This window comes from Streptomyces monomycini (genome assembly GCF_022271435.1).
In the GTDB taxonomy this organism is placed as follows: Bacteria; Actinomycetota; Actinomycetes; order Streptomycetales; family Streptomycetaceae; genus Streptomyces; species Streptomyces monomycini.
This window is the reverse complement of sequence record NZ_JAFIQY010000010.1, coordinates 154,438-167,233: the sequence shown is the minus strand read 5'-3', so window position 1 is coordinate 167,233 and position 12,796 is coordinate 154,438. Positions and strand designations below refer to the sequence as shown.

Annotated in this window: 11 protein-coding genes; 2 read left to right on the top strand and 9 right to left on the bottom strand. The window is 72.9% G+C overall.

Features of this window, described 5'->3' with window-relative positions:
• Positions 1 to 71 precede the first annotated feature (71 nt).
• Positions 72 to 2,126, top strand: coding sequence for a PTS fructose transporter subunit IIABC (locus tag JXZ78_RS15200; protein WP_030024267.1), 2,055 nt, complete (start codon positions 72 to 74; stop codon positions 2,124 to 2,126).
• Between the two features lie 125 nt (positions 2,127 to 2,251).
• On the opposite strand, the gene JXZ78_RS15195 is transcribed toward JXZ78_RS15200, so the two are convergent.
• Together JXZ78_RS15195 and JXZ78_RS15190 are read right to left on the bottom strand one after the other, a co-directional pair.
• On the bottom strand, positions 2,252 to 3,508 hold the full coding sequence (locus JXZ78_RS15195; RefSeq protein ID WP_106968916.1) for a L,D-transpeptidase: 1,257 nt from the start codon (positions 3,506 to 3,508) through the stop codon (positions 2,252 to 2,254).
• Positions 3,509 to 3,607: 99 nt separating this feature from the next.
• Positions 3,608 to 4,807, bottom strand: a complete 1,200-nt coding sequence (locus JXZ78_RS15190) for a CaiB/BaiF CoA transferase family protein (protein ID WP_208870240.1) — start codon at positions 4,805 to 4,807, stop codon at positions 3,608 to 3,610.
• A 345-nt stretch (positions 4,808 to 5,152) separates the two neighbouring features.
• Here JXZ78_RS15190 and JXZ78_RS15185 point away from each other — a divergent pair, with 345 nt between their 5' ends.
• The gene (locus tag JXZ78_RS15185) at positions 5,153 to 5,431 is read left to right on the top strand and encodes a hypothetical protein (protein WP_030024273.1); all 279 of its coding nucleotides are present in this window, start codon (positions 5,153 to 5,155) and stop codon (positions 5,429 to 5,431) included.
• A gap of 60 nt (positions 5,432 to 5,491) precedes the next feature.
• Here JXZ78_RS15185 and JXZ78_RS15180 read toward each other — a convergent pair whose 3' ends face one another.
• From JXZ78_RS15180 to JXZ78_RS15150, 7 genes are all read right to left on the bottom strand, one after another.
• Positions 5,492 to 6,115: a YIP1 family protein gene (locus JXZ78_RS15180; protein ID WP_238783118.1), complete on the bottom strand. Its 624-nt coding sequence runs from the start codon at positions 6,113 to 6,115 to the stop codon at positions 5,492 to 5,494.
• A gap of 22 nt (positions 6,116 to 6,137) precedes the next feature.
• Complete coding sequence (locus JXZ78_RS15175) at positions 6,138 to 7,418, bottom strand: P1 family peptidase (RefSeq protein ID WP_078624634.1); 1,281 nt, start codon at positions 7,416 to 7,418, stop codon at positions 6,138 to 6,140.
• 122 nt (positions 7,419 to 7,540) lie between these two features.
• Complete coding sequence (locus JXZ78_RS15170; protein WP_106968917.1) at positions 7,541 to 8,311, bottom strand: L,D-transpeptidase family protein; 771 nt, start codon at positions 8,309 to 8,311, stop codon at positions 7,541 to 7,543.
• Between the two features lie 392 nt (positions 8,312 to 8,703).
• Positions 8,704 to 9,615, bottom strand: a complete 912-nt coding sequence (locus tag JXZ78_RS15165) for a hypothetical protein (protein WP_167745482.1) — start codon at positions 9,613 to 9,615, stop codon at positions 8,704 to 8,706.
• 8 nt (positions 9,616 to 9,623) lie between these two features.
• Positions 9,624 to 11,243, bottom strand: coding sequence for a cysteine peptidase family C39 domain-containing protein (locus JXZ78_RS15160; RefSeq protein WP_030024283.1), 1,620 nt, complete (start codon positions 11,241 to 11,243; stop codon positions 9,624 to 9,626).
• Positions 11,244 to 11,356: 113 nt separating this feature from the next.
• Positions 11,357 to 11,770 carry a hypothetical protein gene (locus JXZ78_RS15155; protein WP_030024284.1) on the bottom strand — a complete coding sequence of 138 codons (414 nt, stop codon included), beginning with the start codon at positions 11,768 to 11,770 and terminating at the stop codon, positions 11,357 to 11,359.
• Positions 11,771 to 11,938: 168 nt separating this feature from the next.
• A complete protein-coding gene (locus JXZ78_RS15150) occupies positions 11,939 to 12,292 on the bottom strand; it encodes a WXG100 family type VII secretion target (protein ID WP_030024285.1) in 354 nt (117 codons plus the stop codon).
• Positions 12,293 to 12,796 lie beyond the last annotated feature (504 nt).

Genomic DNA, 12,796 nt, shown 5'->3' with positions numbered 1-12,796 from the left:
CGGGGCGGGGTGGAGCGGACCGGTTTCCGTCGGGACCGGGCGTGGACGTGATGCGAGCGAAGGAGCCCGCGATGAGTGAGCTGATCACCGCGGAACTGGTCGATCTCGACCTGTCCGCCGAGAGCAAGGAAGCGGCCGCGCGGTCGCTGGCCGAGCGGATGGCCGGGCTGGGCCGGGTCACCGATCTGGAGGGCTTCCTCGCGGACGTGGCCGCGCGGGAGGCCCAGATGCCGACCGGCCTGGACGGCGGCATCGGCATACCGCACTGCCGCAGCGCGCACGTCACCGAGCCGACGCTCGCCTTCGGGCGCAGCGCCGCCGGGATCGACTTCGGCGCGGCGGACGGGCCCGCCGACCTGGTCTTCCTGATCGCGGCCCCGGCGGGCGGCGACGCCGACCACCTGTCGATCCTGTCGGCGCTGGCCCGGCACCTGATGGACGAGGAGTTCACGGGGGCGCTGCGGGCGGCGGACGACGCGGGGGCCGCGGCGGTGCTGATCCGGGGCGACGAACCGGCTGCCGTAACGGATGCTCCGTCCGTAACGGATGCTCCGTCCGTACCCGGGGCGACGGCCGTACCTGCGGCGACCGCTGAGGCCGACGCCGCCTGGGAGGAAACGTCCCCTCCCGCCGCCCCCTTCAAGATCGTCGCCGTCACCTCCTGCCCCACCGGCATCGCCCACACCTACATGGCCGCCGAAGCACTGGCCAAGGCGGGCAAGGAGGCCGGTGTCGAACTGATCGTGGAGACCCAGGGATCGGCCGGGTTCAAGCGGCTGGCCCCGGAAGTCGTCGCCGCGGCGGACGGCGTGATCTTCGCGCACGACGTGGAAGTTCGGGACAAGGCGCGGTTCGCCGGGAAGCCGACGGTGGACGTCGGGGTCAAGGCAGGCGTCAACCGGCCCGCCGAACTGATCGCGGAAGTACGGAAGAAGGCCGCGCGCGGCGACATCTCCACGCCGGCGGCCGGGCCCGTACCCATGGACCGGAACGGCGAGGCGGGCGACGGCTTCGGTACCCGGCTGCGCAAGTGGCTGATGACCGGCGTCAGCTACATGGTCCCGTTCGTCGCGGCGGGCGGTCTGCTGATCGCCCTGGGCTTCGCGATCGGCGGGTACGGCATCGACAAGGCGCCGTCCGTCGCCGAGCACTTCGTGTGGAGCGAGGCCGCGAGCTGGGCGGCGCTGCTCTTCCAGACCGGCGGCGTGGCGTTCGGCTTCCTCGTCCCCGTACTGGCGGGCTTCATCGCGTACGGCATGGCCGACCGGCCGGGACTGGTGCCGGGCTTCGTCGGCGGCGCGATCGCACTGACCGTCAACGCGGGCTTCCTCGGCGGACTGATCGCCGGTCTGCTCGCGGGCGCGGTGGTGATGGCGGTCCAGCGGGTCGCGGTGCCGCCCGCGCTGCGCGGGATCATGCCGGTCGTCGTCATCCCGCTGATCTCGTCGGCGGTCGTCGGATTCCTGATGTTCCTGGTGGTCGGCAAGCCGATCGCCGCGCTCCAGAAGGCGCTGACCGACTGGCTGAGCGGGCTGTCCGGCGCCAACGCCGTCATCCTGGGCGTCATCCTCGGGCTGATGATGACGTTCGACCTCGGCGGCCCGCTCAACAAGGTGGCGTACGCGTTCGCCGTGGGCGGCCTCGCCAACCCCAACGACGGCAGCCTGAAGGTGATGGCCGCGGCGATGGCGGCCGGCATGGTGCCGCCGCTGGCCATGGCGCTGGCCACGACCGTACGGGGCCGCCTGTTCACCCGTACCGAGCGGGAGAACGGGAAGGCCGCCTGGGTGCTGGGCGCGTCGTTCATCACCGAGGGCGCGATCCCGTTCGCGGCGGCCGACCCGCTGCGCGTCATCCCGTCCGCGATGGCGGGCGGCGCGGTGACCGGCGCCCTGTCGATGGCGTTCGGCTGCACGCTCCGGGCCCCGCACGGCGGCGTCTTCGTGGTGCCGCTGATCGGGCAGCCGCTGCTCTACCTGGTGGCCGTACTGGCCGGTACGGCGGTCACCACCGCCTTGGTCATCCTTCTCAAGGGCCTGCGCAAGCCGGCCGCTCCCGGGTCCGCCCCCGAGTCCGCGGCCGAACCGGCCCAGGCACCGGCCGGGAGCACCCCGGTGGCCGCCTGACCGTAGCGGACGAAGAACGAAGGTGGCCGGTCCCCGCGCGGGGACCGGCCACCTTTTCGCCGTACGGGCCCGGAGGCCTGTTTTCCGCCGTACGGGCCCGGAGGCCCGGGGACGGCCGCGCGGAATCAGCCCGCGCTGCCCGCCTGCCACGCGCTCCACGACATGTTCCAGCCGTTGAGGCCGTTGTCCGGCTTCACGGTCGTGTCGGGGGAGTTCTTGACGACCACGACGTCACCGATCAGCGAGTTGTCGAAGAACCACTTGCCCGGGGTGTCGCCACCGCCGCCCCGGTTGTCCTGGAGGCCGACGCAGCCGTGGCTGGTGCCGGCCTTGCCGAAGATCGACGGGCTGCCCCAGTAGTTGCCGTGGATGAACGTGCCGGAGCGGGACAGCCGCATGGCGTGCGGGACGTCCTTGATGTCGTACTCACCGCCGAAGCCGACCGTCGAGCCGTCCATGCGGGTCTGCGTGAACTTCTCCGAGATGACCATCTGGCCGTTGTACGTCGGGTTCTTCGCGCTGCCGCCGGAGATCGGGATCGACTTGACGGTCTTGCCGTCCCGGACCACCGTCATGGTCTGGGTGTTCATGTCGACCGTCGAGACCTGGGAACGGCCGACGGTGAAGGACACCGTCTTGGACTGCACGCCGGTGATGCCCTGGCCGCCCTTGACCCCGTCCAGCTCGATCTTCAGCGTGACCTTGGAGCCGGCCTTCCAGTACTGCTCCGGGCGGAAGTCCAGGCGCTGGGCGCCGAACCAGTGCCCGACGACCTTCTGGCCGCTGCTGGAGGTCACCGTGATGTGGGACTGGACGTCCTTCTTGTTGGTGATCACCTTGTCGAAGGTGAAGGACACCGGCATGCCCACACCGACGGTCTTGCCGCCGTCGGGCGTGTAGGAGCCGATGAAGCTGTTCTTCGACGAGACGGTGGTGAAGGTGGCGTTCTCGGTGGCCGCCCGGCCCTTGCCGTCCTTGGCGTTGGCCACCAGCTTGTACTTCGTGCCGCGCTCCAGCTGCGCCGACGGCTTCCAGGACGAACCGTCGCCGGATATCTCGCCCTTGACCGCCGCGCCGTTGTCCGCCTGCACCAGCTTCACGTCGGTCAGCTTGCCGCCGCTGACCTTCACCCCGGTGTCGTTGATGCTGGCGTCGGTGGCGCCGTCCTTCGAGGTGACCGAGATCTTCGCCTCGGAGGCGTCCTTGGCGGCCGCGGCGTCCGCGCCCGCCTGCCCCTTGCCGTCGTTGCCGCCCGCCGAGGCGTCCCCGCCGCACGCGGACAGGGTCAGCGCACCGGCGGCCAGAAGGGAGGCCGCCGCGAGTCCGCGACGCAGCCGGCGCTTGGTGCGGGACGGTGCGGGCGGCGCGGTGTTGTCCGGCATTGTCACGGGCTGCTCCATGCAAGGGTGTTGTCAGTCAGTGCTGGTAAACAGCAACTACGGACGGGTTTGGTTGCACTCCCCGAACTGTTGTGATGAACGTCACACAAGAGGCGGCAGGGGAGCGTCGTCCGGGCCGGACAGCCAGGCACGCAGGGGGCCGCCGTGCTCGTCCAGGACGGGCGGGGCGTGCGGGGCGACGACCGGTGTGGCGGACAGCCGCAGCGGGCTGCGCACCTGTGGTGTCCGGTCCGCGCCGACCGGCACGACCGGGTCCAGACCGAGCCGTTCGGCCAGGGCCAGCGCCTCGCCGACGGAGTTGACCGGCCCGCACGGCACGGACGCGGCGGTCAGCCGCTCGGTCCAGACCGCGGGCGTCTCCGCCGCCAGCCGCTTCTCCAACTCGCCGGCCAGTTCGTCGCGGTGGTGCACCCGGTCCTGGTTGCGCGCGAACCGCTCGTCGTCGGCGAGGCCGGGCGCGCCGAGCGCCTGCGCCAGCGCCCGGAACTGCCGGTCGTTGCCGACCGCGACGGCCAGCGGCTCGCCGTCCCGGCAGGCCAGCGTCTCGTACGGGGCGATGCTCGGGTGCCGGTTGCCCATCGGGCCCGGGTCGCGGCCGGTGGCCAGGTGCCCGGAGGCCTGGTTGACCAGCGAACCGAGCAGCGACGACAGCAGGTTGACCTCGACGTGCTGGCCCTGCCCCGTACGGTCGCGGTGGCGCAGCGCGGCCAGGACGGCGGTGGTGGCGTCCTTGGCGGTCAGGACGTCGACGAGTGCGACGCCCGCCTTCAGCGGCGGGCCGCCCGGTTCGCCGGTGATGCTCATCAGACCGCCGACGGCCTGCACGACGAAGTCGTAGCCCGGCAGGCGGGCGCCCTCGCCGGAGCCGAACCCGGTGATCGAGCAGTGCACCAGGCCCGGGTGGGCGGCAAGGGTGGCCGCCGGGTCCAGCCCGTGGCGGGCGAGCGCGCCGGGCCGGAAGTTCTCGATCAGTACGTCGGCCCGGCGGGCCAGTTCCCGGGCGGCCGCCGCGTCGCCGGGGTCGGAAAGGTCCAGGGCCAGGCCGCGTTTGGAGCGGTTGGCGGCGTCGAAGTACGCGGCCGTGCCGTCGGCGGAGAAGGGAGGTCCCCAGGAACGGGTGTCGTCACCGGAGCCGGGCCGCTCCACCTTGACCACGTCGGCACCCAGGTCGGCCAGGGTGGCGGCGGCCAGCGGACCGGCCAGGACACGGCTGAAGTCGGCTACGAGGACGCCTTCCAGGGCCTTGGGGGTGGTGTTCAGGGCCTCGGGGGTGGCGTCCAGGGGCTTCGGGGCGGCGTGGGGCGCGGTCGGCTGCGGCACGTGCGGACTCCTCGCGTCGGGAGGGCGGTCCGCCACATGCTCGTGGACGATCTTGGGGGAGGGGAAGGGGGCGTCGGCGTAGCCGGGGAGCGGGCGTCGGCGTACGGGGTGTGGGTGAAACGTGGGGAGGCCGGGCGGGAGGTGCGGAGGTGCGTGAGCGGTGTGGGAGTTACGTCACGTGTGGGACGTAAGTCCGTTGAATCCCCTGACGGAAGTCCCTGACATGGTGTCTACTACTGAAGTCCGCACGCCGGGGCCCGCACGGGCCCGGAACCGCACCGTCGCGCACCCGACCTGGAGGACCGCATGCTCCCCTCCGTTCCACTCCTCCAGCAGATCGGCCTGGCCATCCTGCTCACCGTCACCGTCGGGTGGGCCGTGAGCCAGGCCCGGCTCGTGCGCCGGCACCGTTTCGGGGCGCCGACTCCGGCTCCGACCGGGAACGGGACGAGACCGCTGCTGCGCGCGGTCCCGCGGCAGACCGGCCCGGCGGGCCCGCCGTCCGAGCGCGTGGAGCTGAGCGCCGCCGAGCGCGAGGCCTTCGCCGGGCTCGTACGGCAACTGGACGGCAACGAGCGGCACTGAGCCGGGCCGGGCCCCGGCGCGGCAAGGGCCGGGCTGCCGTCCCGGCCCCGCGCTACGGCCTCAGCGCACCGGCCCCAGCTTCAGCAGCGCCAGCGAGGTCAGCATCTGCACCGCCACCGCCACCGCCGCCTTGACGGTGGACAGATGGTGCTGCCCCCGGATGAGCAGGATGGCCAGCAGGTAGCCGAAGCCCCAGGTCGTCCAGGCCACGGCCTGCACGAGCGTCGAACCGTGCGGCAGCCAGGTGGCCAGCACCAGCCGCGGCAGGTCGGTGACCCAGAACAGCACGACGAACAGACTGACCGTCGGCTCGAACCGGCCGTTCCCGCCGATCGTGCGCGCTATGGCATGGGTGACCACGCCCAGCGCGAGACTGGCCAGCAGGACGCCCGCCTCCGCGACGGCCGCCAGCTCCAGAGCATCCCGCTGGTCCAGCGCCCACTGCTTGCGGAAGGCGTCCACCGACACGATGCCGAGGGCGCCGCTGATCAGGCACAGCAGGACGGCCGCGCTCCAGGCGCTGCGGTCGCGTGCCTCGTCCATCACCTCGACGGGCCGGTACCAGAGCCCCAGGAACAGACGGTGCCACCACAACCGCCGGGGCCGCTTCGGCGGCTGCGGCGGGCCCGGTTTCTTCTTGGGCGACGGCTGGACGAGCGTGGGGGGAGGCGGCGGCACGGACATAAGGCCCGTTCTACCACCGGTGTCAGGAGGGCGGCTGCGACGGGTGGAGGTCTCGGTACGACGGGTAGAGATCACGGTACGACGGGAAGCAGCCGCCCGGGGTGTCCACCGTCTCCGCCGCCAGTACGCCCTTGACCACGGCCCGGACCAGCACGTCGGCCCCCGCGGCAAGGATCTCGTTGAGGGCGGCGGTCTCGGCGTGCGCTCCGAACGCCGCGTCGGCGTCGGCCGCTTGCGGCGTCAGCGGCCGGTCACCGGTGGCGAGGGCGAAGACCGTGTCGCCGTCGGTGAGCAGATGCGCCGGGCGTACGGCGCGGGCCAGCCCGTCGTGCGCGGTGCCCGCCAGCTTCTGGGCCTGGGCGCGGGTCAGGACCGCGTCGGTCGCGATGACGGCGAGGGTGGTGTTCAGGGGCGGGCGCGCGGAGACGGCCGAACGTCGCTCGGAAGCGGTACGGGCCTCGGCGAGACGGCGCCGCGCGCCGGCGTGCGCGCCAGGGGTGGGCAGGCCGGAGGAGGGCGTGACGGAGGAAGACGTACCGGGGGCCGGCAGGCCGGTCCCGCCGCCGTCTTCGGGTACGGCTCGCGCCAACTCCTCGCACACGTCCCCGTACTGCCCGTACAGCACCCCGGTACGCGGATCGACCACCGACCCCGCCGCGTTGACGGCTGCCAGCGCGGCGACCGTGACGCCCGACGGAAGGACCAGGCTCGCGGTGCCGACGCCGCCCTTGACGCCGCCGGCCACCGCGCCCGTACCGGCACCGGTGTTGCCCTGCGCGACGGGCGCGTTCAGGCCCGTGGCGGCGGCGTCCTCGATGGCGGCGCGGCCCAGCGCGGCGTCCGGGCGGGCGTACCAGTCGCCGCCGCGCCCCAGGTCGAACAGGGCCGCGGCCGGGACGACGGGGACGACCTGCGCCGGGTCGGGACCGACGCGGTAGCCGCGGCCCTGCTCCGCCAGCCAGGCCACCGCCCCTGAGGCGGCGTCCAGGCCGAAGGCGCTGCCGCCGGCCAGGACGACCGCCTCGATGCGCTGGACGAGGTTGCGCGGATCCAGGGCGTCCGTCTCGCGGGTGCCGGGGCCGCCGCCGCGTACGTCCACGGCGGCGATGACGCCGCCCTCGGGTGCCAGGACGACGGTGACGCCCGTCAGGCGGCCGTCGCCGAGGAGTTGCGCGTGACCGACCCGGAGGCCGGTGACGTCGGTCAACGCGTCACCAGGGCCGGGACGTTGCGTGGCCTCCTCAGGGGCGGAGGAGGCGCGGGCTGCGGCTTCGTCGTGCGACTGCTGAGGGTCGTCGGCCATGGCACATGCGTACCACGGGGGAAGCCGGGGTGGTACGGGGAGCGTCGGGGAAGGGCGGAGAAAGGCGGGGTTTTGGCGGGGCTTCCGGCGGGGCTTGTGGCGGGGTCCCGCCACGGGCGACGTCAGTGGCCGGCCGGGCCCATCACGACGACCGGGTGCTGTGCCGGGTCCAGGGTGCGCAGCAACTCCTGCATCACCTCGGGCTTGAGGCTGATGCAGCCCTGCGTGGGCCCGTTGTGGTCGACGTGCAGCCAGACGCCGCCGCCCTTCGCGGCGCCCTGCGGGCGGCGCTGGTCCAGGGGCGAGGAGCCCTTGACCCGGTTGTAGTCGATGGCGATGACGTAGTCGAAGGCGCCGCCCAGCGGCTCTCCCTCGACGCCGGTGCCGTGCGCGACGAAGCTGCTGTTGCGGTCGTACGGCAGCTTGGTGCCCTCCGGCGGCGCCAGCTTGCCGCCCGCGTCGCTGAGCGTGAACACGCCCTCGGGCGAGCGCAGGTCACCGTAGTGGTGGTCCGCGGTCCACCCCCGGGAGGCGTTGTGCGCCACCCAGCGGGCGCCGGGGTGCCAGTCCTGCGAGTGCTCGGCGCGGGTGTAGAGCACGACGGCGGAGTCGTGCGCGTCCGGGCCCTGGCCCGTGACGACCAGGACCTGCCGGGACTCGGCCGGGATCTGCTTGCGGGTGGCGTCGCTCAGGCCCGGGATCGTGCGCGGGGCCGGCGCGGCGGTACCGCCGGTGACGTGGTGCGCGGGGGTGTCCGGTGCCGAGGGGGCCGGGCGGGCCTGGTCGGCGCGGTGGCCGTCGTGGTCGTCGCCGGAGGCGGGCCACGCCCACAGTGCGGTGCCCACGAGGGTGGTCAGGGCGAGACCGCTCACGGCCTTGCCGCGACGGGTCATCCTTATTCGCGTACCGCCCGGCTGGGCGTGGCGGGCAGCCATGTCGTGGCGTCTCCTCGCCCGTCGGCTCTGGCCGGTGGGCTGTCGCAGGTATAAATCGGGCAATCTGCACCCTACACCGTCCGGGTAAATGCTCCGTACAGGTCCCGGTGCTGTTCATGCCTCGGGAGAGGTCAATGGCTGAAAGGTGCAGGCCCTTTGGCCGGAATGGCGGGGTCCGCTGGCCGGCGGACCAGTGCTCGCCCTGTCGTGCGGTCGGCGCCCAGTGCCTGTCCCTGACGCGCGGTCAGCGTCGCACCCGCCGCGACCGGTGGCGGCGCCGCCGCCCGGCCGGCAGGGCCGCCGCACGACCCGCGAACGCGCAGGCCCGTACGGCCGCCTGTGGGGTGGGCTCAGCGAACGGTGATCCTCACCGATCTCGTCTCGGAGTACGCGCGGCTCTCCGCCGACTCCGGGGTGCCATTGCCGCCGTTGCTGCCGTTCGTACAGCGGTAGCACCCGAACAGCTGGACGACGGTGGTGCCCGCCTGGTCGGCCGAGAAGGTGTACCAGTCCTTGCGGTCGCCCGCCGCATCGCCTTCGACGTGCGGCACGTCGCTCAGCAGCGGAGCGGGGCCCGACGCGCTGCGGCTGACGACCCGCCAGCTGATGCCCGGTACGTTCGAGTAGGCGTTCGGCAGCGAGAAGCGTTCCCCGCGCCGGACGGTCACCTCGCCGCCGGAACCGCCCGTGAAGCCGGTGCCCAGCGCGCGCCCCCGATGCAGGCCGCCGCCCGTCGCGCTCGGTGCCGCGCTCGGCGCGGCGCCCGGTCCCGTACCGACGGTGACCTGGTACGTCATGGTGCGCTCGCGGTCCGCCGAGGTCAGCACGATCCGCGCGGTGCCGGGCTTGACGGCGTGGAAGGGGGCTCGTAGGCCGTCCTTCGCGCCGGCGCGCGAGGCGGCACCCGAGGTGGCACCCGAAGCAGCACCCGAGGCGGCGGCGCCGGAACGGTACCGTACCGTCGCTCCCTCGATCTTCGGCTCGTCCACCCGCCAGCCGCTGCCGCCCGCCCGCAGCACGATGTCGAAGTCCGTACCGGCCCGCACCCGCAGGCTCGTCGCCTGGGACGGGAACGCCCAGGCCGCGCCCGGCACCCCGCCCGGCGTGGTGGGCGACGGCGAGGCGGTCGGCGCCTTGACGCAGCAGTCCGGCGTGCCGCCGCACGCGCCCGTCGTCAGGGCGACGAGCGCGGCGCCGGCGGTGGCCAGAGCGGCGGCGCGCAAACGGGGGGCGGGCTTCCGGGGGCCGGGAAAGCGCATCATCAGGCGGCTCACTTCGGTACGTGCACGGCGTACGCGTTCGGCAGGTCGTTGTCGGACGCCTTCTGCATCCGGCCGTTGACGAAATCGTCCTCGCTCACCCAGGTCGTGGTCCCCCACGGGTTGTAGACCTGGAGCATGTCGCCCTCCTGGCCGACGATCATCATGGCGTGGCCGCTGCGGTCGCCGTCCTTGTAGCCCTCGACGCCGATCGGTACGGGCTTGCCCTCGGCCACCGCCTTCTCGATGTCCGGCAGTGCGTCCCGGCGGGCGTCCGCGCTGCCGGTCTCGCGCAGCTCGTACGCGCCGCCCGTGTGCGGGCTGATCTCCTTGTTGACGACCTCGGTCTTGCCGTCGTTGTCCATACCGCTGGGCGCTCCGGTGCCGAACCAGCCCTCGTGGCCGCCGTCCCCCTCCTCGTGCACCCGGTGCTGCTCGTCCACCAGGCGCTCGCGGAACGCCTTGGCGTCGTTCTCCTGGCCCGACTCGCCGCCGGTGAGGCCCAGCGCGTACACCGGGTCGACCATGGCCCGCGCGGTGACGGTCGAGGAGGCCACACAGGTGCCCTCCTGGCCGTCGCCGCCCTGGGCCCACGCCTGGCCGTCGAAGGCCGCGGTGTCCTTGTTGACGTTCGACCCGTCGTCGTTGAGCCCTTCGTCGTCCTTGCTGTCGCCCTGGGTGACGACCGGTGTGAGGTGGGCGGCCAGCCACGCCTCGTCGTCGCCGTGCGGGTGGATCTTGTCGCGGAAGCCGCGTACGGAGTCGAGGTCGTTGCCGGCGGCGAGCGCCTTCATCAGGTAGGCGCGTTCCTCGGGCGACTTGGACTCGGCGAGCATCCGCTCGAACTCGGCCCGGTCCCCGGCGTTCATCCTGTTCAGGTACTGGCTGGACCGCTGGAGATCGTTGCTGGTGAGGATCTCGTTCTGCTCGCGGGCCGGGTCGTTCTCGTCGACGGTGGAGGTGTCGGCGAGCATCAGCTTGTCCGCGGCGGTCAGGCCCCGCGCGGTCACCTTGCCCGAACGGGCCTCCGCGGCGTACTTGTTCAGCTCGCGCGCCGCCGCCCGCCCCGCGTCGTCGGCGGTCACGGCCGCGCGGTACAGGTCGGCGACGCCGGTCTGCGCCAGGCCCTTCGCCCGGTTCTTGGCGTCCTCCTCGCCGTCGTCCTCCCACATGTCGTCGAAGAACCCGTTCTCGCCGCCGAGCAGGCTCAGCGCCTCCTCCAGGCTGGGGCGGCCCCGGCTGTCGGTGTCCTGGGCGGACCGTACGGCGTCCGCGAGCCGGATCAGCTCGCCGCCGGCCTTGCTGAACGCCTCCGCCATCTGCTGCGCCGCCCGGTCGGCCGCGGCCACCACGTCGGCCGCCTTGACCGCCGTCGTGCCGGTCCAGGCGTCCGGCAGGGTCTCCTGGGCGACCTTCTGGACGCGGGGCTGCACCTCGTGGCTACAGGCGTCGGCCGCGGCGCGGTAACTCTTGCCGGCGCTCTCGATCGAGCCGGGGTGACCGAGCGGCGCCTGTACGGCGAGCGCCTTCTTGATCTCGGACATCAGGTCGTTCTTGCTGTCGGCACCGTCGATGCCCTTGACCCGCTCGGCGAGTTCGGCCCGCCGTGCCGTCGTGGATTCGCCCGCCATGTGGGCCGCCTTTCCCCCGTGATGCTGTTGTTGTGGATGTTGCAGGTGGTGTGGTGGTGATGCTGTGGTGTGTTGGTGGTGCCGGGGGCCTGTTTACGGTGCCGGGTGCGTGCTTACGGCGCCGGAGAGGTGCCCGAGATGCCCGACGTACGCGCGGTCAGCCGTAGCTCCATCAGCGCGGCCACCGCCTCCAACCAGCGGGCGAGCGTCTCGTCGTCGTCCACGCCGCCGGTGACCCCGGCCGCGGCGGCGAGCCAGGCGCCCGCCGTACGGGCCGGTGTCTCGCCCGGCAGCGGCAGGTCGAGCGCGGCGGCGTACGCGGCGCCGCCCGCGCGGACGACCTCGGCGAGGTAGGCCACGGAGCGGGGCAGCACGCCGAGCCGGCCGAGCGTCACGGCGGCGGCGATGGCCCCGTCGCCGAAGAGGGCGCGGCGGGCGTGGCCTTCGGCGGGCAGGCCGAAGCGCAGCAGGGACGGGACGTCGAGCCGCAGCAGGTCGTCGTCGGTCTTCGGAGGGAATGCGGTCATGGCTGGCTTGCCCTGTTCTGGTGGCGTGGTGTCGGCCTACGGCCTGGCTTTGGTCTCCGGCCTGCCTTTGGGCCTGCGGCCTGACTTTGGGCCTCCGGCCTCGCTTTGGGCCTGCGGCCTGGCTTGGGGCCTGCGGCTTGGTGCGGCGGTGGCGGGTGCGGCCGCCGGTCAGCCGAAGGGGGTGCTGCCCGCGCCGGAGGGCGCCGGGGCGGCGACGGCCGCGTGGCGCAGGCCGGAGATGGCGGAGTGGTCCGCGGCACCGTAGTTGTTCGTCGTGGTGCGGAGTTTCTTCGCGATCTCGCCGAGAGCGTCGTGCAGAACGGTGGCTTCGCGCTGCCAGGCACCGGCGAAGTTGTCGAAGGCGGGGGCCGCGTCCTCGCCGCCGAACGCGTCCGGCCTGCTGCACGCCTGCTGCGGGATGGATTTCTGTACGGAGGCGAGTTGTCCGGCGGCGGAATCCAGTTCCGACGCGCTGCTCTCCGTACCGGATTCCTTGATCGCGTAACCTGACCCGTTGGCCATGCCTGAGTACCGTCCCCCGTGCGTTCGTGCATGCAGGCGTCTGTGCCTGCGGTTTCCGTGCCTGCGGTTTCCGTGCCGAGCGGCCTGATGTGCCGTGCGGAATTCCCGGACGCGCGCGAAATGCGGGCCGTCCGCCGATTCCGTCCGCCGATCCGGCGCGTAGCGGATTCCGCCGCCCGGACGGGACCGCTTGGATTCCGCTGCGTATCAGGTCACTTCGGTGCCGGAGGAGCATAACCGATTTCCGCCGAACACCGGCCGGACGAAGAGCGATAGGGCGGCTCATTCGGCCCGAAAGGCCGCCCAATAGGCCGTTCCAGGTGCTTCGGTCCCGGGAATTCCCGCAATGGGGTTTCCGTGCGCCGCGGTGCCCGGGCGGCGGAAGGCGGGAGAAGGTGGCGTGGCCGGGAACTTCTCCTCGTGCAACGCACGTTGTCCGTACAGGATTTCAGTGGAAAGGAGGGGGCGCGCAGCGGTCCGTCCGCCGGTTGCCGCCGGTTTTCG